This is a genomic window from Nostoc sp., from assembly GCF_041747015.1.
Taxonomy (GTDB): Bacteria; Cyanobacteriota; Cyanobacteriia; order Cyanobacteriales; family Nostocaceae; genus Nostoc.
In genome coordinates this window covers 1-18226 of record NZ_JBGTFY010000058.1, presented here as the reverse complement: position 1 = coordinate 18226, position 18226 = coordinate 1, and the positions used below count along the sequence as shown (strand labels likewise).

Genomic DNA, 18226 nt, shown 5'->3' with positions numbered 1-18226 from the left:
CATAGCATTTGGTGAAATATCAGAGAACCTTAATAATTGGTTGCATATTCAGCATATACATGGTAATCATGGAATTACTGCCAATATATTACTTTATCCAAAATTAATAAAAAAACGACCAAAAATAGAATATCATGTTTGAATAAAATAAAAGGTATATTGAACTTGGAATCATCTACCTTATTCAACGTAGATGATTGTCCCTCCAGTCAACTGCCTATACTGCCAAAAAATTGCCGGAAGTTGTAAGCAATATATTGGTTTACAAATTCTGGCGAAATCTGCCAGTGTTTCTTAGGTCAGTAGGTTACCTACTCCTAAATAACTCCCAACCATTGCCGGAAATCTGTACACGACCAACAGTTCTTCAAAGCCTAATAAAAAGTAATTCTTAAATTAGAAAGATACACTTCTTGTGAAAGCCACCAGACCGTTGTTGCAGTCAGACTTCCCCTCTCAAGAGTAATTATTATGTTTGAATCCCAATCACCTTGGAGTTCAAACAACCTCTAAAGTTTGGATTAAAGACATTGGCTACAATTTGGGTGTATACTACTTATTCTGTGTGACTAATAAATCTGTAAACGTGCTATTCAACTGTCTGTAATATGAGTAACGACATAGATCTGATCAAGCGTCTTAGCCCCAGTGCGATGGATCAGATCATGCTTTATCTGGCTTTTAGTGCCATGCGGACGAGTGGGCATAGGCATGGAGCATTCTTAGATGCAGCCGCAACCGCAGCTAAGTGTGCCATATACATGACCTATCTAGAGCAAGGGCAAAATCTGCGGATGACCGGTCACTTGCATCACCTAGAGCCAAAACGGGTAAAAATCATTGTAGAGGAAGTCAGACAGGCGCTGACAGAAGGCAAACTATTAAAAATGCTGGGTTCTCAGGAACCGCGCTATTTGATTCAATTGCCCTATGTCTGGCTAGAAAAATATCCTTGGCAACCGGGGAAGTCGCGCGTTCCCGGAACCAATCTGACAAGTGAAGAAAAAAGACAAATTGAGCAAAAGCTGCCAAGTAATCTACCTGACGCCCAGTTAGTTAGCTCATTTGAGTTTCTGGATTTGATTGAGTTTCTGCACAGGCGATCGCAAGAAGAATTGCCACCCGAACACCAAATGCCATTGAGTGAAGCCTTGGGTGAGCATATCAAGCGCCGTCTACTTCACTCAGGCACGGTAACCCGCATTGATTCTCCTTGGGGAATGCCATTCTACGCTCTTACCCGTCCTTCTTATGCCCCAGCAGACGATCAAGAACGCACCTACATCATGGTGGAAGATACCGCTCGGTATTTCCGCATGATGAAAAATTGGGCAGAACGGCGACGAAATGCCATTCGCATGCTAGAAGAACTTGATATCCTTCCAGAAAAGATGGAACAGGCTATAGAAGAATTGGATGAAGTTATCCGGGCTTGGGCAGATAAATATCACCAAGACGGTGGTATTCCAATGATTTTCCAGGCAGCTTTTGGCCAGAAAGAAGACTAATGCTGCTCGCTAAATTTAAAATTCCAAAAGCTTACTTTACAAGCTTTTGGACAATTCTGGATAATTTAATTGGTCTATTTATGCCCGATTGTACTCATAATACAAAAGTCAGAAAACTGTTTTTAACTTTTGTATTATGATTTAAACCCACATTAAGACTCTCTTTTCTACGAGACGCTACGCAAACAATTTTGAATTGTTAACACTCGTATCTAACTTTGTGCCTTTCCTTCCAGCAGTGGCGCTAGAGTTTGCTGAAAACTCTTCCTCTGGCTGAGAGCATCTAACCACGCTGCTGTTTTCGGTCTAGCTTTAACCAGTGCCGATCCTTCCTTCGTCATGTTGATGCAGTAAACCATCGATCCAGCTAAGATGTCAGCCAAGCTCAACGCATCACCCACCAGAAATAACGTTGTCAACTCACGTTCAAGGACATCTAAATGTTGGCTGGTAATGTTTGCTGACTCTGCAACCACAACTTCATCAGTTGCGCCACCCATAATCGGATTAACAATTCGCTGTATGAATAGTTGCATTACACCGACTGGAAATAAATAATTTGCCGCAATGCCAATCCATTTCCGCACCTGGGCGCGTGCTTTTGGATCAACTGGCTGCAAGGACAAACCATCGAAGGCTTCGTCAACGTAGCCTAAAATTGCTGGAGTTTCGTACAGGACGAAATCTCCTTGCTGCAATACGGGCATCTTCCGAAACGGGTTGAGCTTTGCGTATTCGTCCGTTTTTATGTAGTCAAAGGCGATTTCGTTAAAGTGGTAGTCAACTCCTTTCTCGATTAAGGCAATGCGGGCAGCGCGGACATAAGGACTGACTGGAAAGCCGTGTACAACTAAATTGGACATAAGGTTTACTCCTGAAGTCTTAGCAAACTTTCTTGAACGTTCATTCAAATTGAATACTCATTCAAGATAAAACCCAAAAAAATAATTGTCAAGAGAAAGCCCAAAATTAATTCATCTGAAGCAGTATGCTAGCTCCTGCGGCAATGCTGTTAAGCGTTTGAGCATCACGTCGGATTCGGGCAACTGCTAACATTCCCACAACTAATCCCAGTAATGCTTTCGCATTCACCTCGATCGCAAATGAGTTTGGCAAATCTCCGTTTTTAATTGCCTGAACCAGATTTTGCCGAAAGAATGACTCAATCTCGTCTAAACGATCCTCAATAATTGCGATCGTGCTGGGTGAATGGGAATCGCGTTCTATCGCCGTGTTAATAATCAAACAACCCTTGTGTTTCGAGTCGTTGATCATCGCTTTAGCCAAACGGTCAAACCATTGTTGAATACATTTCAAGGGGGGGCAATGGCGTGGCATAGAAGCGCGAAAGAATTCTTGCGTGTATTTTTTGAATGCTTGCTGAAACAACTTCTCTTTGTCACCAAAGGCGGCATATAAGCTTCCAGGCTGGATTCCTGTCGCTTGCACAATATCCTTCATGGAAGTGTTCGCATAACCATGCTGCCAGAACAAATCCATAATTATCGTTAAAACCTCGTCCGGATCAAATTCTCGTTGTCGAACCACGGGATAATTGAACTTTCCCAATTTGGTGTATTTGTCAAGTATATATATTTTTGAATGGTTGATCAATATTATCTTGCAGTCCAGACATTTCGGGAGTAAAAACTACAAAAAGGTATTATTGAGGAATTTCCGGTTAAAAAATATTCAATTTTTAGGGGCATTGGTGTCAACTTAAGGCCAAACCCCTTTAAAAACTCGTTTCTAGCGTCTGTGCTGGAAATGCTCATCATTGGGCTGCTGCCGCGAATTTGGGAGGTAGATCCACCTTAGCCTGCCATTAACTTAGCGATCGCTGGACGCTCACCGCAGCGCTTCAGCCACCCCGTGACGTTGGGGAACGGCATCAGATCGACCTCCATCGTCCCGATCCAGCCGACGATGCCTTGCAGGTGTGTGTCCGCGAGGCTGTAGTCGCCGATCAAGAACGATTTCCCTTCCAGTCCGCCGTCGAGAATTCTGAGACAGAGGGCGATATCCGCCTTTGCTTTTTCCAATGCGATCGCGCTGCGCTGCTCGGTGGGCACCCAGTCCTGCGAGTTAGACTGGACTGCTCCTTCACTGTTAGTCGGTAGCGACGCGGACAATCGACTGGCTGCTTCGGCGAGGGTGACGTTGCTCCAGGCAATCCACTTCATCGCTTCGCCGCGCTTCGGTCCTGGCGCCGGGTAAAGCTTGGCATCTACGCCGAACACTTCACCGAGGTACATCGTGATGGCGGACGACTCCCAGATCGGCGTCCCTTCATGGACGATGGCGGGGATTCTGCCGTTCGGGTTGATCTTGAGGAAGTCCGGCTTTCTGGTGTCGCCTGCGCTGATGTCGAGCTTCACGCGATCGCAAGGGGTGCCGAGTTCTGCGAGAACAGCTTCGGTAATGCTGGCGGTGGACATGGGAGCATAATAAAACGTCAGGCTCATTGATTGTTCCCTCGGTAGATTAAAAAAGTAACGCACCCGACAACTTAATAAATTGGATGATTTATTTTTTGGTAGTCCCTGAGTCGCCTGGACAAATTAGCCAACCTTAAAGCCAAACTGTATTTTCAGTCAATTACAAAACACTGTAATTTAATTAGTCCCCGGCTGCGCTGGAACAAGCGGTTGGATTGGAACTGGGGTAGTTTCGAAACTTGGACTTGATCCCGCAGGTACTATAATCGACGGTGTAGAAGAAGATGAAGCACCAATAACGCTGCTGTCACTGCCATCGATACAAGTATCTAGTAGCGGCTTTGAAACCAACTGAGTTGCTCTACCCAAACCTTTCACACACAGCCCAAACCGTTCAGGTAACAGACTGCTACCACAGTAATCCAAAGTTGCTTGGTTAACTTTTTCCTCAGTATCTAAAGTAATCTGATTGACATCTAACTTCACATACGATCTGACATCAACTACACAGGTAGCTAAATCCTCTGGACGGCGGGCTTGTCCACAGGAAGTCAGCGCATTTGCCCCGGCAATTGAGGTCTGCTTGTTGATTTTAACCACGCAGTCAGCCAAGTCTCTGGGACGCAGTGCCTTTGCACAAGCTTGTGCTGCCGCTTCTGCGGTTATACTCACCTTCAGGAGGCGAAACGCACACGCACCGTAATCATTGTTAGATGAAGCAGCGATCGCCATATCAGGTAAAATCGTTGTCAAAAATCCAGCGATCGCCAAAACTGATACTGTTAAAATCCTGGAGGTGGAACTGCTTTGTTTGTTCTGAACTCTGCTAACCACTTTTTTGCTCTGTGACATTACCATTCTCCAAACACCCAAAGTTATGTTAACTCAAATATTTTAAAAATCCTCTGCAATTAAAGAATTTCAGCGGCGGCAAGGTATAGATATAATTAATTATGTCGAAAATTGTGTTAATATAACTGTTTGAAAGATAAGTAGGCAACGTAAAAAGTATTTCAAAGTTAAGAATACTGCGTAAACTAATCTAATGATTAAGTAGCCTACAAAACTAAATAAACACAAAAAACTTATTTGCAAGAGTACGGCGGGACACGTCGGAATTGAGGCTTGGAAGTCAGTGCGTCGGCTCTACCGAACTTAAAGCAACTGGCGGCAAAGAAGATGCTTCTACCTTGGTAGGATACGTCATACCAAGGAAACCAGCTTCGGAAAACCAAGAATCCCCTGATTTCTGATCAGGGGAATGTCAAAATGAATGTTTGAGTAAAGTTTAAACAGGATTAGATTAAGGAAACTCATGTCCCGATATAGAGGGCCACGCCTCAGAATTGTCCGCCGCTTGGGCGACTTACCAGGATTGACTCGTAAAAGCGCCAGACGCGCTTACCCGCCAGGTATGCATGGTCAGAACCGCAAGAAGCGCTCTGAGTATGCTATCCGTCTAGAGGAAAAGCAAAAGCTCCGCTTCAACTACGGTTTGACTGAAAAGCAATTGCTACGTTATGTACGGAAAGCCAGACGTGTTACTGGTTCTACGGGACAAGTGCTGCTGCAATTGCTAGAAATGCGCTTGGATAATACCGTTTTCCGTTTGGGTATCGCCCCAACAATTCCAGCAGCTCGTCAGCTAGTAAATCACAGTCATATCACTGTTAACGGTCGTCTGGTGAATATTGCCAGTTACCAATGCCGTCCCGGTGAGGTAATCGCTGTTAGGGATAGAGTACAATCACGGAAGTTGGTGGAAGCTAACTTGCAATATCCCGGTTTGGCTAACCTCCCCACTCATCTGGAGTTTGACAAAACCAAGTTGGTTGGTAAAGTCAACAGCATTATTGAGCGGGAATGGGTGGCACTACAAGTTAATGAACTACTTGTGGTGGAATACTACTCACGACAAGCTTAATAGTCATTTGTCCTTAGTGAGCTAGTGCGGTCTTCTCCCAAAGGGAGAGGCTAGCGCCAAGGGGGTTTCCCCCATGAGCAACTAGCTCACCCGAAGGGTCATTTGTCCCTAGTTATTTGCAAAGGACAAATGACAAAGACTAACCACCAATTTGCGACATTGTGCGAGTGTATGTACCTAAAATGCCAGAATCGCGCTCTTTAAAGTTAATTTCTGGTTTGATTCCGAGTAAATGTCTTACCTGCTCTTGTAATTGAGCGGTACTGATACCAGAACGCAGAGCAGTTTTTAAATCTATTTGACCAGTTTCATTCAATAAACAGGGACGCAGCCAACCATCAGCACTCAGGCGCATCCGATTACAACGATCGCAAAAACATTCCGACATTTGACTAATAAATCCTAGTGTCCCCTTCGCACCGGGAATTTGAAAGACATCAGCAGGACCTGCACCACGAACTTGGGATTCTGTCAAGCCCCAACGATCGCGGATTTGTTGTCGTAATTCAGCTGAAGATATCCAACCGCGATCGCCAAACAAATGTACATTACCAATGGGCATAAATTCAATAAATCGAACGTGCCACTGTTTATCAATTGTCAAGGCAGCTAAATCGAGAATTTCGTGGTCATTGACCCCAGGAATCACCACCACATTCAGCTTCAGGGGGTTAAAACCGACGCGATAGGCAGTTTGAATCCCATCCCAAACTTGTTGCCAACGAGAACGACCGCGATTACCAATAATTTGCTCAAAAATGTCGGGATCAAGAGAGTCCAGACTAATATTAATTCGTCGCAAACCAGCATCGTAGAGATTTTGCGCCATCGGAGCCAGCAAAAAACCGTTAGTGGTCATTGAGAGGTCTTGAGTTTGGGGTAGAGTTGCGATCGCACCGACCAAATCCACCACACGCGGACGCAACAAGGGTTCGCCCCCAGTCAAACGAAACCGATTAAAGCCGACTGGAATAAATACCTCTTGAATTAAGGTGAGCAGTTCCTCATCAGTCAACAGTTGTTGTCTGAGAATATAGTCCAGTTCTACTCCCTCTGGCATACAGTATTGACAACGAAAATTGCAGCGATCGATTAAGCTAATTCGGAGGTAGTCTACCTGGTTCATCGTTTTATTTCTATTGTCTTCGATAAATTAAAGACCATACCGAGGTAATTTACCCCTTTATCCTATTTTGCTGTAATTCAAGATACCGCACCACCTCTTAAGTCAGAACTTAAAGATTGTGGCATAATAAGCCGATCGCATCCACCTAGTTAGTCATCAATCGTGCAAGATACCGACTCTATCAACGACCTTGCTGCTGCTTTACAACAGCCAGCAGATATTACCTTTGAACTGCCCGATCCCGAAGATGAACTGATTCTAGAGTCAGATTTTCAACAGCAGCTCGAAATAGCTTGGCAGGTATGCGATCGCTTTGATTTGCAAACTGAAATCTGGCGGGGACGAATTTTACGCGCTATCCGTGACCGAGAAAAAATGGGTGGTGACGGACGTGGTACAGGTTTTCTGGCGTGGCTAAAGGAGCGGGAAATCAGCAAAAGTCAAGCTTATTCCTGGATTCAATTGGCCAATAGTGCCGATACTCTGATCGAAGATGGTAAACTTGACCCCGGATCTGTGAATAACTTCAGCAAACGGGCATTTATCGAAACCTCCAAAGCATCCCCAGAGGTGCAACAGATGGTGAGTGAAGCCGCCCAAAAAGGCGATCGGATCACCAGGCGCGAAGTCCGTCAACTCAGCGACGAATGGACAGCCATGTCTTCAGATTTACTACCCCAAGCAGTCAAGGAAAAAGCGGCAGATAACACCCTTCCCCCACGCTACATCGCCCCACTGGTGAAGGAAATGGAAAAACTGCCAGAATCGCACCAAAAGTTTATCCAGAAGGAAATTGCTGCTAATCCTGACGTAGATACCCTCAAACAGGTAACTACAGAAGCGCGTAACTTGGCGAAATACCTCAAAGGCGCGGCTCAAGTCCAAGCATTGACGCAGGAAGATGTTGACATCGAAACAGCCTTAGAAGAAGCGCAAAGAGTCGGCTGTTTGAGCATTGCTGCTGATTTGGTGAATCAAGCATCGCAGATCGAACAAACGATCGCTAAACTTTACATGACTTGGAAACGCATCGGCAATTTAGCAGATCGATTATATGTAGATACTGGTGCAAGTACACCCAACTTGCGATCGCTGCTCACTTGCTTGGAACCTCTGGGTGGTGAAATTATGGAATTGCAACTTAGTGGCGCGACTGAACACACTATTCGTTTGCAAATTCAGGAGACGAGTTAGGGAGTGGGGAGTTAGGAGTTAAGGCGTTGCTGAATCAAGGGATGAAATGTTATGTATTAAAATCTAAAACTCCTTATCCTCTCTGCGTCTGGGCCCGACGCCAGGTGCTGCAAGTCGGGGAACCCGCCCAACGCACTGGCTCCTCTGCGTGAGAAAAACCATCCCGCATTTATGCAACGCCGGAGTTAAAAGTTTGGATATCCAGATGTTTTCTCTCTAATACCAGGCGATTGTCTTGGTCACTTCCAAAAAAGGGGGATTATTAAGGATTATGCACCTTAACCAAACCCTATTGCTTAGACTCCGCTATAGTTAGCGGTTAACAGGCAACGGCTAAAAGGAGTCAAAGAGATGGAAACCAAGCCAACTGACCCATCGCCAGCACTCATAGAAATTCCCTCTGGCTATCTCAACATTATGGGTTACGTTGATCAGTCAGAAGTTAATGGACCTGGTTGTCGTGCAGTCGTCTGGGTACAAGGTTGTCCTCGTGAGTGTCCTGGCTGCTTTAATCCTGATTCTTGGTCATTTGAGGCTAACCAACTGATTGCTGTCGATGTCCTTGCCGAGAACATTCTCAGCAACCCCCGCAACACGGGTGTAACCTTCTCTGGTGGAGAACCATTTTGGCAAGCACCTGCACTGGTATCTTTAGCTTATAAGGTAAAAGCTGCTGGGTTAAATGTAATGTCTTTTACTGGGTTCACTCTCAAGCAACTACAGTCCCAATCCGCGCCCCCAGGTTCCCAAGCATTGTTAGAACAACTTGATATCCTGATTGATGGTCCTTTTGTACAATCTCTAGCAATTAATTCTCCCAACTCTCCAGTTTCTTCTAGTAATCAACGGGTTCGGGTGTTAAACCCAGCTTTCCAAGACCAGATTACCTGGGCTAGCGACCAGATAGAAGTCCACATTCTCAAGGATGGTGGGCGCATTGTCACCGGTTATCAAGGTGGGCTGGAGTTAACGTAATACGGTTCGGATAAGACTTGATCCCCCCAACCCCCCTTAAAAAGGGGGGCTAAGAATAGCTCTATTTCCCCCTTTTTAAGGGGAGCCAGTCCGCCCTTGCGGTTTCCCGACTTGAAGGATCTGGCGTGGACTAAGGGGGATCTTTAAGGACTATGCACCTTAACCGAACCGTATTGAGAATTAAAGTAAAAAAATAAAGTTTTTATCTCAAAAATCAGGTTGTTAAACTTAAAAATCAGGTTTTTAACTTAAAAATCAGGTTTTCAAACTTAAAAATCAGGTTTTTAACTCAAAAATCAAGTTGTTAAACTTAAAAGTCAGGTTTTTAACTCAAAAATCAGGTTTTTATTGGTATTCGCGCGTTATCTTATGCTAGCTACATCAATATAAATATTAGAATTTGACTAAACCATTTCAGACAACTTTTACTAAACACCGCGTACTCTGGGCTGTCTTACTTCTGGGTACAGCACTGGTGGTAACGCTAACGCTGTCGCTTTCTCAAGGAGCAGTACATTTGAGTATGTCGGAATTTTGGCAAGCCATTCTCCGTAAAGGTGATCCGGTTAAACAAACAATCCTCTGGGATTTGCGTCTCCCCCGCATTACTGCTGCTCTCATCGTCGGTGCAGCTTTGGGAATGTCAGGAGCATTGCTGCAAGGAATGTTACGTAATAGTCTTGCCGATCCATTTATTCTCGGCATTTCAGCAGGTGCAGGGCTAGTTGTTATTCTCATGCTGGTGTGGCACATATTCCCTGTAGCGATTCCTTTAGCAGCGTGGCTAGGAGCAATTTTAACTTCAGCGATCGTAATTTTGATTGGTCGCACGGGGTCGGGAATATCGGTTGAGCGGTTGATTTTAGGCGGAGTGGCGGTAAGTTCTTTATTTGGTGCTGTACAAAGTACATTGCTGCTTTTAGCTGAAGACGGTCAAATTCAAATTGCGCTCAGTTGGCTGGTTGGTAGCCTCAACGGACGGGGTTGGCAAGAAATTGCTACGACTGGGCCTTACATTATCGTTGCATTGCTAGGGGGATGCTTGCTGGCGCGATCGGTAAACGTGCTGGCTTTGGGAGATGATTTGGCTGTAAGTTTGGGGGTTTCGTTGATGCGATCGCGTCTTATAATTGGTGGTGTCGCCACTTTATTAGCCGCAGGTGCAGTTAGCATCAGTGGCTTGATTGGATTTGTTGGTCTTGTTGTTCCTCACGGTGTCCGCCTGATCGTTGGTACAGATCACCGCTTTGTTTTGCCACTTTCTGCTCTTGCTGGTGCATGGTTACTGACTTTTGCAGATTTACTTTCTAGACTAGGAGCAGTAGAACTACCAGTAGGTTCCGTCACCGCTTTGCTGGGTTCACCGCTATTTATCTGGTTACTTTATCGACGTTCTAATGGGTTTAATAAATTCTGAACTAATACACTTGAGCAATGTTTTTTATGCCTCAATGTATGAACAAAGTAATTCGCAGATTTTTTAGCGATATCGATATTATTAACTGCGATCGCCGAAAATTTATCAAAAACTTATTCAGATTAAAAATTATTTTTTCAAAACTTACTAACATTAAATTCTGATCAAGTATTTATCCATCTCTAGCCTACTTTCCCTGAAAATGAAGATAAAGATTAGTATAAAATCCCTCAGGAGAAAGCCATTTCTTCCAGAGATTTCGGCACTCATACTGCAAATCTAAGAATTCTTGGTCTGAAAGATTGCTATGAAATTCAGCCACTTTCTCTGCAATATATGGTATTTCCTTCTCCTCTATCCAGACGCAATATTTTTTCCAGTCAATCATAAAATCAAAAGGTAAAACGCAGTCTGTATTAATAAAAATTGGAATGCGACCACAACTAAGGATTTCATATAGTCGAATCGAATAGTTTGCAGAACCACGACAACACAAAAGGTAATCGCTCTCGACTAGATTTTTCACATATTCAGCACGAGTCTTCTGTCTGATCTCTGGGTCTTGTGTAGTTAGATATACTGACTCTGAACTTTCTCTAATAATGAAGTTTGTATTTACTAAAGATGGGCTTTCTGCAAATATTTTCAGAGCCTTACTACGCAGAATTTTTCCTTTGTAAGGCGAAACTCCAAACTCTAATGATTTGGCTAACATCAACCCGTGATATGTAAGCGCTTTCAGCTTTATATCCCATGAATCTGGATTTGCTAAACCACAAAATCCAATAACAGGTTTAGCAGATTTCTGCCTGAGAGAAATTTCACCTCCCAAATATTCTTTAACATAATCTTCCACAAAAGAAGGCATAATAATATCCTTTTGCCTGTTTTGGGAGCGATATACGGCAGTCCTGATTATTGTTGCATTATTCACAGGGACTTTTTCGGCACAACAATCGCCTGCAAAAAAAATAGCTAGTTCTTTGCCACTATTAGCTAATTTTTCGGCAAATTGCATAGATATATCTTGTGCTTGTTTGTTAACTTTACTTCTCCAAGTATCTCCTCTAATCAATCTCCAGTTTGTAGGCATGATTGCTAAGTCAGCTTCCTCTAACGAAGTCATTTGAAAGAGGGAATTACTAACCTCTATATAATTGCCATATAGTCTATTCCAAGGGTATTTTTCAGTCGGGATAAATTCTGTCCAAAAGGGATAAAGCATTGGAACTGTTTCCATTCCCTTAAGAATATAGTTTCTGTCAGAGTAGATATTTAATTTCATATTTGGACGTGAGTTTAACTAGTTGAAACATTAGAGGAAATTATACAATGAATGCGCCTAACTTCAACTAACCTTTTGCCCAGTGTTAAAGGTAAGTTTTAAACAATTTTTCATTTGTCAAAAATACTGACTGCCTAAGTTTTCCAGGGTAGAGCTTCGCAGTCATGTTCCGCAAACGTTGTATTACGCACAGTAAAATGTGTTATCCGTGGTTGTCAAGTTTTTGATAGACAAGAGTTGGTAATACGTAATAGTTTCTCTAGCTTTAGCCCTTGATGCGATCGCAATGGTAGTGTTGATCATGAAATGGTGTGAGCAAATTTATCCATGACTGCTGCTGTCTTATTAGAAAACGTCTACAAATTTTACAACAATGTACCTGTAGTCAATGACCTGTCATTCAAAATTGAAGCGGGGGAAATATTTGCTCTACTTGGCCCCAACGGTGCGGGTAAATCTACCACAATTCGGATGCTGACTACACTAACAAAACCGTCCCAAGGACGAATAGAAGTAAGTGGATATGATGTGGTTAGCCAAGCAATGCTGGCAAAACAGAGTATTGGCGTAGTCTTGCAGCAAATCAGTGTGGATAACGATTTAAGTGTCTGGGAAAATATGGAACTCCACGGGAGGCTACATCACATTAGCAACCCGCAGCGACAAAAACTGATTAATCAATGGCTAGAGTATGTTGAGCTAGCAGAAAAACGTGATGATTTGGTAAAAACCCTGTCTGGGGGTATGAAACGACGATTGCAGATAGCGAGAGCTTTATTGCATCAACCGCAAATTTTGTTTTTGGATGAACCAACGGTAGGACTAGACCCCCAAACCAGGCGACGCCTCTGGGAAATTATTCGGGATTTGAATAAGCAGGGGATGACGATGCTATTGACGACTCATTATATGGATGAGGTCGAATTTTTGTGCGATGCTTTCGGCTCTTCCAAGCCAGGACGCATCGGTATTATGGATGGCGGTAAGCTGATTTCTTTGGGAACTTTACAACAGCTACGTTCTCTTCACGGTGAAGGTTTGGTGATGAAGCAATTGGGTGTGTCCCAAGTGGGGAGTGATAGCGCCCGTAGTTGGGAATATCTATTTTTCCCCTCTCTGGAAGCAGCAAATATCTACTTGAATGAACAGCCTGATAAAACCGGAATGATGGTGCGTCCCTCTAACTTAGAAGATATTTTTGTGGAATTAACGGGACGCAAGTTAGATTAACCTCATCCTCCTAACTGTCGCAGCATGGCTTCTACCCTGTCCACGCCAGCTGAGTCATTGCGCCGCCTGTACAAATCACGGGCTTTCTGAAGCAAGCTGTTTGCTTGTTTGGCTTGCCGTCGCTGTTTATACATCGAACCCATCAATTCATAAGTCTGGGCATTGTTCTTATCTAAGCTGATTGCTTGCCCGTATGCCCAGGTAGCTGCACGATAGTCTCCCATACGAGATTGCGTCACAGCCAATCCTAAATAGGCATTAACGTTGTTACGGTTCAGCTGTATGGCACGACGATAACCTTCCTTGGCACCAGCAGTATCTCCCAAGTTCGCTTTGATGTAACCTACAGCGTAGTAAAAATCGCTATTGTTAGGGTTGATGGCGATCGCCCGACGATAAGCTGTTAATGCTGCCCGGTAGTTTCCTTGTTGAGCGTATAAGTAGCCAATACCTGAATGAATTTTAGCATTCTTGGGATCTAGCCTAGCTGCTTGCTGATAAACAGCGATCGCACCACTATAATCACCAGTGTCAACTAATCTTCGTCCTTCTTCTAGTAGTTGCTTTAATTCTGGGTTTTTGGCTTGTGCTACTAATACCTGAGCCTGAGCCACCGAAGGTATTGTGAAGGTAAAGCATCCTAGTAACACCACACTAAACACGAATGATGTTGGCTTGTACACAGTAAATTTCCTGAAATTTTAGAGGACTTTTTTCTAGTACATTAAAACAAAAATATGGGCTTTTGAAAACTGTATTTCTTCGTATTAATTAAGATGTTAAAAGTTCATTCACTGCATACTCTAAAAATTAGTATTTTATCACCGAGTTTTTACTTAATAGTAAAATATTAGGTATAATTTCTCAGATGAATTTACTCTACAGATAAACTGGCATAATGCCAAAATCACACTTTTTTGTCAGTATTTATACGACTATCCTAGAAAAATCCCAGAGAGCATCTTAGTTTTGCAAATATCCTTGACGACTGGTATTCGCCAGGTATGAATAGATTTTTACAAAAGTGAGATGCTCCCAAATCCAACAGGTATCTCACTTAATATTAGACCAGCCAGATATGTATTATAAAAATAATTGAACATTCAATCATGTTGATTTAAATAATCAAAAATTTACTGATTACATATCCAATTTTCTCAGATTTTTTGTTCCTTATACTACCATTTGGTAACGGCTCTGCATCTATCGGTTGTCTATAGTCCATTTTTCGTCGTTACACGATCAGATCAACTCAAAAAGCAAAATGTTCCTTTAAATCCTGGTTATTGTTCAGGATAAGACTACAAGTGATAATTAATCAACCACGGGGCGATCGCAATCTAAAATTGTGTGAGAGAATGTTTATCAAATCTATTTTTAACACAGACTAATTCTGCATCTGTAATCAAAGTTACAATTGTTGAAGTGTTTTATAAACACTTTGATCAAAAATATCAACCCACGTAATATCTAGGAGGCTAATTTATGATTATAACTACCACAGATGTAATTCAAGGAGCCGTGATTGAATCATATTTAGGCATTGTGACAGCAGAAGTAGTTTATGGCAGCAATTTCTTGCGGGATTTTATGGCTGGTATTCGAGATATTATCGGTGGACGTACTGCTAGCTATGAGCGTCTATTTGAGGAGGGTCAACGCAAGGCACTAGAAGAATTAGAACAACGGGCACAACGTTTAGGAGCAAATGCTGTAATCGGCATTGAGATTGATACTGGCACAATCAATATTGACCAGTCAGGAGTTCTATTGCTGATTACTGCCACAGGCACTGCTGTAAGGATGCGTTAATCTTTCATTAGTCGCCTAATTACTTTTTTAGGGTTTTTTAATCAGGGTTATAAAGTTTGTATTAAGTCTAATGTTTTCCAGAATTAAAGATGGCTTGTTTCAGCAGTTAATAACTGTATAATTGAATGATTTTGTAAAGTAAATGTAAAAAAAGTATGTAAAACATAACATATTTAAGGGGATTAAAACTGGTTATTAATCTGTTTTTTCACTAAAGATATAGTTGTTAACTCTTTCTGTTGATAGATATGAAAGTAGATGATTTAGTTATTTAATATTAAGCATAAACATGAATATACCTGAACGCTGACGCTAAAACAGCATTGGAGAACATAAACTATGTCATACGTAAATCGAGCAAATGATGATGTTATTTCTACTCAGCCTGCGGTAGTAGGTCGAGTGACTGAATATCATGATCTTGTTCGCTGGGGACCGATTATTTCTGGTTTGTTGGTTTCTTTAGCTACTCAGTTAATTTTGAGCGCGATAATTGGTGCCTTCGCCGCAGGCGCAGTTGAAGGTTCAGGCGCACCGAGAACAATTGCCCCTAACACTGCGGGTAATGCAGGGCTTTGGTCAACTATCGCTTTGTTAATTTCCCTATTTACTGGTGGTTGGGTTGCGGCTCGTGCTTGTGGTCCGATGAACCGCAATACAGCTCTGCTTAACGGCGCAATTCTTTGGGCTACGACTTTGGCAGTTAGTTCGTTTCTATTGGCAAATGGAGTATCGGGTGCTTTTGGTGTCGCTGCTTCCAACGCTGGGGAAGTCATAAACCAAGTACAACAGCAAGGTGGTGTCAATGTACCGCAAGCAAATGTAAGCGCTCAACAAACTCGTGAGATTGCGGAAAATATACGTTCAGGATTATGGTGGTTTGTGTTTGGTTCTTTATTGGGTTTAATAGCCTCAATGATTGGAGCCGTAACCGGAGCTCGTAGTCCTCGGACTAACAATTACAATTCTTAAAAAATTGTTTGAAAAATCAAATGGTGTTTGTTTTATATAGAAGTACCTTGAAAAAGGTGCTTTTTGTTTATTATTTAAGGCTGGCGTTTGTAGCGTCCAATTAAGTCACAAAAATAAATAGACTCATCGTCTGGTACTTAAAAGATTCTCGCTCCAATAATGGACTTTAGGCAAAATTGCAAACATATCTTATCTGTTAATGTCCCGCTTTTAAGAAACATTTCTGTTTTTTAGAAGCGGGATATTTTGGATAGGTATTTTTTCTAAGTAAATGAAACGAAAACTTTACTATCGCATATCACCATTTCAGATATGAAACTTCAATCCCCTGTTCACGTCGAATTTTGCCATCTTTTTCAAACCAGGCAATTACTTGTTCTGCTGTCAAATCTTCAATAGCAACGCTGTACTCATGGGCGATATGCTTTAAAAGCTTAAGTGATGAAATTGTCAATCTTGTTAAAAACTTTTCTGGGGAAGACAACAAGGCTGCGTCTACTTTTGCTGACTCTTCCTGAGTTAAAAATTGTGCTGATGGTTGCTGTGGTAATACGTCCATAAACGCTATCTCAAACTTAGTTAATTATTAGGGAGTAGGGAGTGTTTTTCACAAATGACAAATGACAAATGACTAATGACTAATGACTAATGACGAACTTGTACCAAATATCCACAACGATGTTCGCCGTTGATAATCCAGTGGGTGCGTTCTACGGTACAATCTGATAATACGGCTGCAAACATTTCTAATTCGTGACCACAAATGCTGGGGAAAGACTCGGCAACGTTGGAAATAGCGCAGTTATGCTCCATTAAGATAAAGCGATCGCTATCAATTGCGTCATTCACATCAACCGGGTGATACTCCGCCATGAAGCCTTCCGCTTTTCTGAACTCTACTAAATTAGCTACACGTTCTCGCAGTGAACCGCTACCGACGCGATCGCTGTATTCTTGGGCTTTACGCTGCCACTGTTTCTGTAAAATCCATTTGAATTCTTCGTGTCCCATCGTTTCGGCTAAGGTGTCTAGCAGCGAAACCGCAAAATGACCATGGCCATCACCAAAGCGATTGCTAATTGTTCGATGCAAGCGATCGCGTCCCTGACGACTCAGTTGATAAACGTGCTGCGGCCGCCCCATCCCCGCCGCCTGCACCGATGTCGAATACAAAACTAGCTCCTCCGTCTCCAAATCCTTGAGATGACGACGAATCGCTTGGGGGGTAACGTCTAAAACTTCAGCTAGCTCCAAAGCCGTTGCTTTTTCCTGTTTGTGCAGATACTCTAGGATATCTTGCTTGGTTGAGGACTGGTGGATAGTCGCCATCTTGTGGTGCGAGACGTTCAGCGAACGTCACAAAAATTTCTGGGAAAATTTGACTTTGACAACATTGTTGTTGTTAATTTAGCGTAAAATGAAGATAGATTAAACAACATAGATGTTGTTTTACTCTCTACCACTATTCTAGCAGCCGTGTAACCATTCAGTAACGTGATATGGGAATCGGCTAAAGAAAAATCCGTCTCCCATCCTGAAAGAGTTCTGAACACAAGAGATTATTACCGATGAGTGCCACTGTCAAAACCTTAGTCAACCAACCTTACAAGTACGGCTTTATTACTGATATTGAGTCCGACACTATACCGCGTGGACTAGACGAGGACGTTGTTCGCTTGATCTCCTCTAAGAAGAACGAGCCGCAATTCATGCTGGACTTTCGCCTCAGAGCTTATCGCCAGTGGCAAAAAATGACAGAACCAACTTGGCCTAATGTCAAGTATCCGCCAATTAATTATCAGGATATCATTTACTACTCAGCGCCGAAACGCAAGAAAGAAAAGCTGAATAGTTTGGATGAAGTTGATCCAACCCTTTTAGAAACCTTCGAGAAGTTAGGCATTTCCCTATCTGAACAGAAGCGACTGGCAAACGTCGCCGTCGATGCGATTTTCGATAGCGTTTCTGTCGCCACTACATTTAAGGAAAAACTAGCGGAAGACGGTGTTATTTTCTGCTCGTTTTCCGAAGCGTTGCAAGAACATCCAGAACTGATCAAAAAATACCTGGGTAGCGTTGTTCCCATCGCTGACAACTACTTTGCCGCCTTGAACGCCGCCGTATTTAGCGATGGTTCCTTTGTCTACATTCCTAAAGGCGTCAAATGCCCAATGGAACTGTCTACCTACTTCCGCATCAACTCAGGTGACACGGGACAATTTGAGCGGACTTTGATTGTCGCCGAAGAAGGTAGTTATGTTTCTTACCTCGAAGGTTGCACCGCACCGATGTATGACAGCAACCAGTTGCACGCCGCCGTTGTGGAACTCGTCGCCCTCGACAAC

General features: G+C 42.9%; 19 protein-coding genes. 10 read left to right on the top strand and 9 right to left on the bottom strand.

What is annotated here, in order from left to right:
- Positions 1-608 precede the first annotated feature (608 nt).
- On the top strand, positions 609-1508 hold the full coding sequence (hetR, locus tag ACEW80_RS04485; protein ID WP_373525436.1) for a heterocyst differentiation master regulator HetR: 900 nt from the start codon (positions 609-611) through the stop codon (positions 1506-1508).
- 212 nt (positions 1509-1720) lie between these two features.
- Here the strand turns inward: hetR and ACEW80_RS04480 are convergent, their stop codons facing one another.
- The 4 genes from ACEW80_RS04480 to ACEW80_RS04465 form a co-directional block, all read right to left on the bottom strand.
- Positions 1721-2371 (bottom strand): glutathione S-transferase family protein, encoded by a 651-nt coding sequence (locus ACEW80_RS04480; RefSeq protein ID WP_373525435.1) that lies wholly within the window; start codon positions 2369-2371, stop codon positions 1721-1723.
- A 106-nt stretch (positions 2372-2477) separates the two neighbouring features.
- Positions 2478-3056: a TetR/AcrR family transcriptional regulator gene (locus tag ACEW80_RS04475; protein ID WP_373525434.1), complete on the bottom strand. Its 579-nt coding sequence runs from the start codon at positions 3054-3056 to the stop codon at positions 2478-2480.
- A 266-nt stretch (positions 3057-3322) separates the two neighbouring features.
- Positions 3323-3973 (bottom strand): glutathione S-transferase family protein, encoded by a 651-nt coding sequence (locus ACEW80_RS04470; RefSeq protein WP_373525433.1) that lies wholly within the window; start codon positions 3971-3973, stop codon positions 3323-3325.
- 150 nt (positions 3974-4123) lie between these two features.
- Complete coding sequence (locus ACEW80_RS04465) at positions 4124-4798, bottom strand: hypothetical protein (RefSeq protein WP_373525432.1); 675 nt, start codon at positions 4796-4798, stop codon at positions 4124-4126.
- A 266-nt stretch (positions 4799-5064) separates the two neighbouring features.
- On the opposite strand from ACEW80_RS04465, the gene ACEW80_RS04460 reads away from it, so the two are divergent.
- Complete coding sequence (locus ACEW80_RS04460) at positions 5065-5199, top strand: hypothetical protein (RefSeq protein ID WP_373525431.1); 135 nt, start codon at positions 5065-5067, stop codon at positions 5197-5199.
- Between the two features lie 62 nt (positions 5200-5261).
- Complete coding sequence (gene rpsD, locus ACEW80_RS04455) at positions 5262-5870, top strand: 30S ribosomal protein S4 (protein ID WP_373525430.1); 609 nt, start codon at positions 5262-5264, stop codon at positions 5868-5870.
- Between the two features lie 139 nt (positions 5871-6009).
- Here rpsD and moaA read toward each other — a convergent pair whose 3' ends face one another.
- Positions 6010-6996: a GTP 3',8-cyclase MoaA gene (gene moaA / locus ACEW80_RS04450; protein WP_373525429.1), complete on the bottom strand. Its 987-nt coding sequence runs from the start codon at positions 6994-6996 to the stop codon at positions 6010-6012.
- A gap of 162 nt (positions 6997-7158) precedes the next feature.
- Between moaA and ACEW80_RS04445 the strand changes: the two genes are divergently transcribed.
- The 3 genes from ACEW80_RS04445 (at position 7159) to ACEW80_RS04435 (ending at position 10582) form a co-directional block, all read left to right on the top strand.
- Positions 7159-8190 (top strand): hypothetical protein, encoded by a 1032-nt coding sequence (locus ACEW80_RS04445; protein WP_373525428.1) that lies wholly within the window; start codon positions 7159-7161, stop codon positions 8188-8190.
- 351 nt (positions 8191-8541) lie between these two features.
- Complete coding sequence (locus tag ACEW80_RS04440; RefSeq protein WP_373525427.1) at positions 8542-9165, top strand: 4Fe-4S single cluster domain-containing protein; 624 nt, start codon at positions 8542-8544, stop codon at positions 9163-9165.
- Positions 9166-9565: 400 nt separating this feature from the next.
- Entirely contained in the window at positions 9566-10582 is a 1017-nt protein-coding gene (locus tag ACEW80_RS04435; RefSeq protein ID WP_373525426.1) for a FecCD family ABC transporter permease, read from the top strand.
- A 187-nt stretch (positions 10583-10769) separates the two neighbouring features.
- Here ACEW80_RS04435 and ACEW80_RS04430 read toward each other — a convergent pair whose 3' ends face one another.
- Entirely contained in the window at positions 10770-11822 is a 1053-nt protein-coding gene (locus ACEW80_RS04430) for an exostosin family protein (RefSeq protein WP_373525425.1), read from the bottom strand.
- Between the two features lie 372 nt (positions 11823-12194).
- Here ACEW80_RS04430 and ACEW80_RS04425 point away from each other — a divergent pair, with 372 nt between their 5' ends.
- Entirely contained in the window at positions 12195-13097 is a 903-nt protein-coding gene (locus ACEW80_RS04425; RefSeq protein ID WP_373525424.1) for an ABC transporter ATP-binding protein, read from the top strand.
- A 2-nt stretch (positions 13098-13099) separates the two neighbouring features.
- Here ACEW80_RS04425 and ACEW80_RS04420 read toward each other — a convergent pair whose 3' ends face one another.
- A complete protein-coding gene (locus ACEW80_RS04420) occupies positions 13100-13780 on the bottom strand; it encodes a tetratricopeptide repeat protein (protein ID WP_373525423.1) in 681 nt (226 codons plus the stop codon).
- Positions 13781-14582: 802 nt separating this feature from the next.
- Between ACEW80_RS04420 and ACEW80_RS04415 the strand changes: the two genes are divergently transcribed.
- The gene (locus ACEW80_RS04415) at positions 14583-14909 is read left to right on the top strand and encodes a YbjQ family protein (protein WP_373525422.1); all 327 of its coding nucleotides are present in this window, start codon (positions 14583-14585) and stop codon (positions 14907-14909) included.
- Positions 14910-15248: 339 nt separating this feature from the next.
- Positions 15249-15881, top strand: coding sequence for a hypothetical protein (locus ACEW80_RS04410; RefSeq protein ID WP_373525421.1), 633 nt, complete (start codon positions 15249-15251; stop codon positions 15879-15881).
- Between the two features lie 298 nt (positions 15882-16179).
- On the opposite strand, the gene ACEW80_RS04405 is transcribed toward ACEW80_RS04410, so the two are convergent.
- Together ACEW80_RS04405 and sufR are read right to left on the bottom strand one after the other, a co-directional pair.
- On the bottom strand, positions 16180-16440 hold the full coding sequence (locus tag ACEW80_RS04405) for a hypothetical protein (protein WP_373525420.1): 261 nt from the start codon (positions 16438-16440) through the stop codon (positions 16180-16182).
- 86 nt (positions 16441-16526) lie between these two features.
- Entirely contained in the window at positions 16527-17210 is a 684-nt protein-coding gene (sufR, locus tag ACEW80_RS04400) for an iron-sulfur cluster biosynthesis transcriptional regulator SufR (RefSeq protein WP_373525419.1), read from the bottom strand.
- Positions 17211-17449: 239 nt separating this feature from the next.
- Between sufR and sufB the strand changes: the two genes are divergently transcribed.
- Positions 17450-18226, top strand: a 777-nt coding sequence (gene sufB, locus ACEW80_RS04395; RefSeq protein ID WP_373525418.1) for a Fe-S cluster assembly protein SufB, incomplete at its 3' end; no start/stop codon positions are given.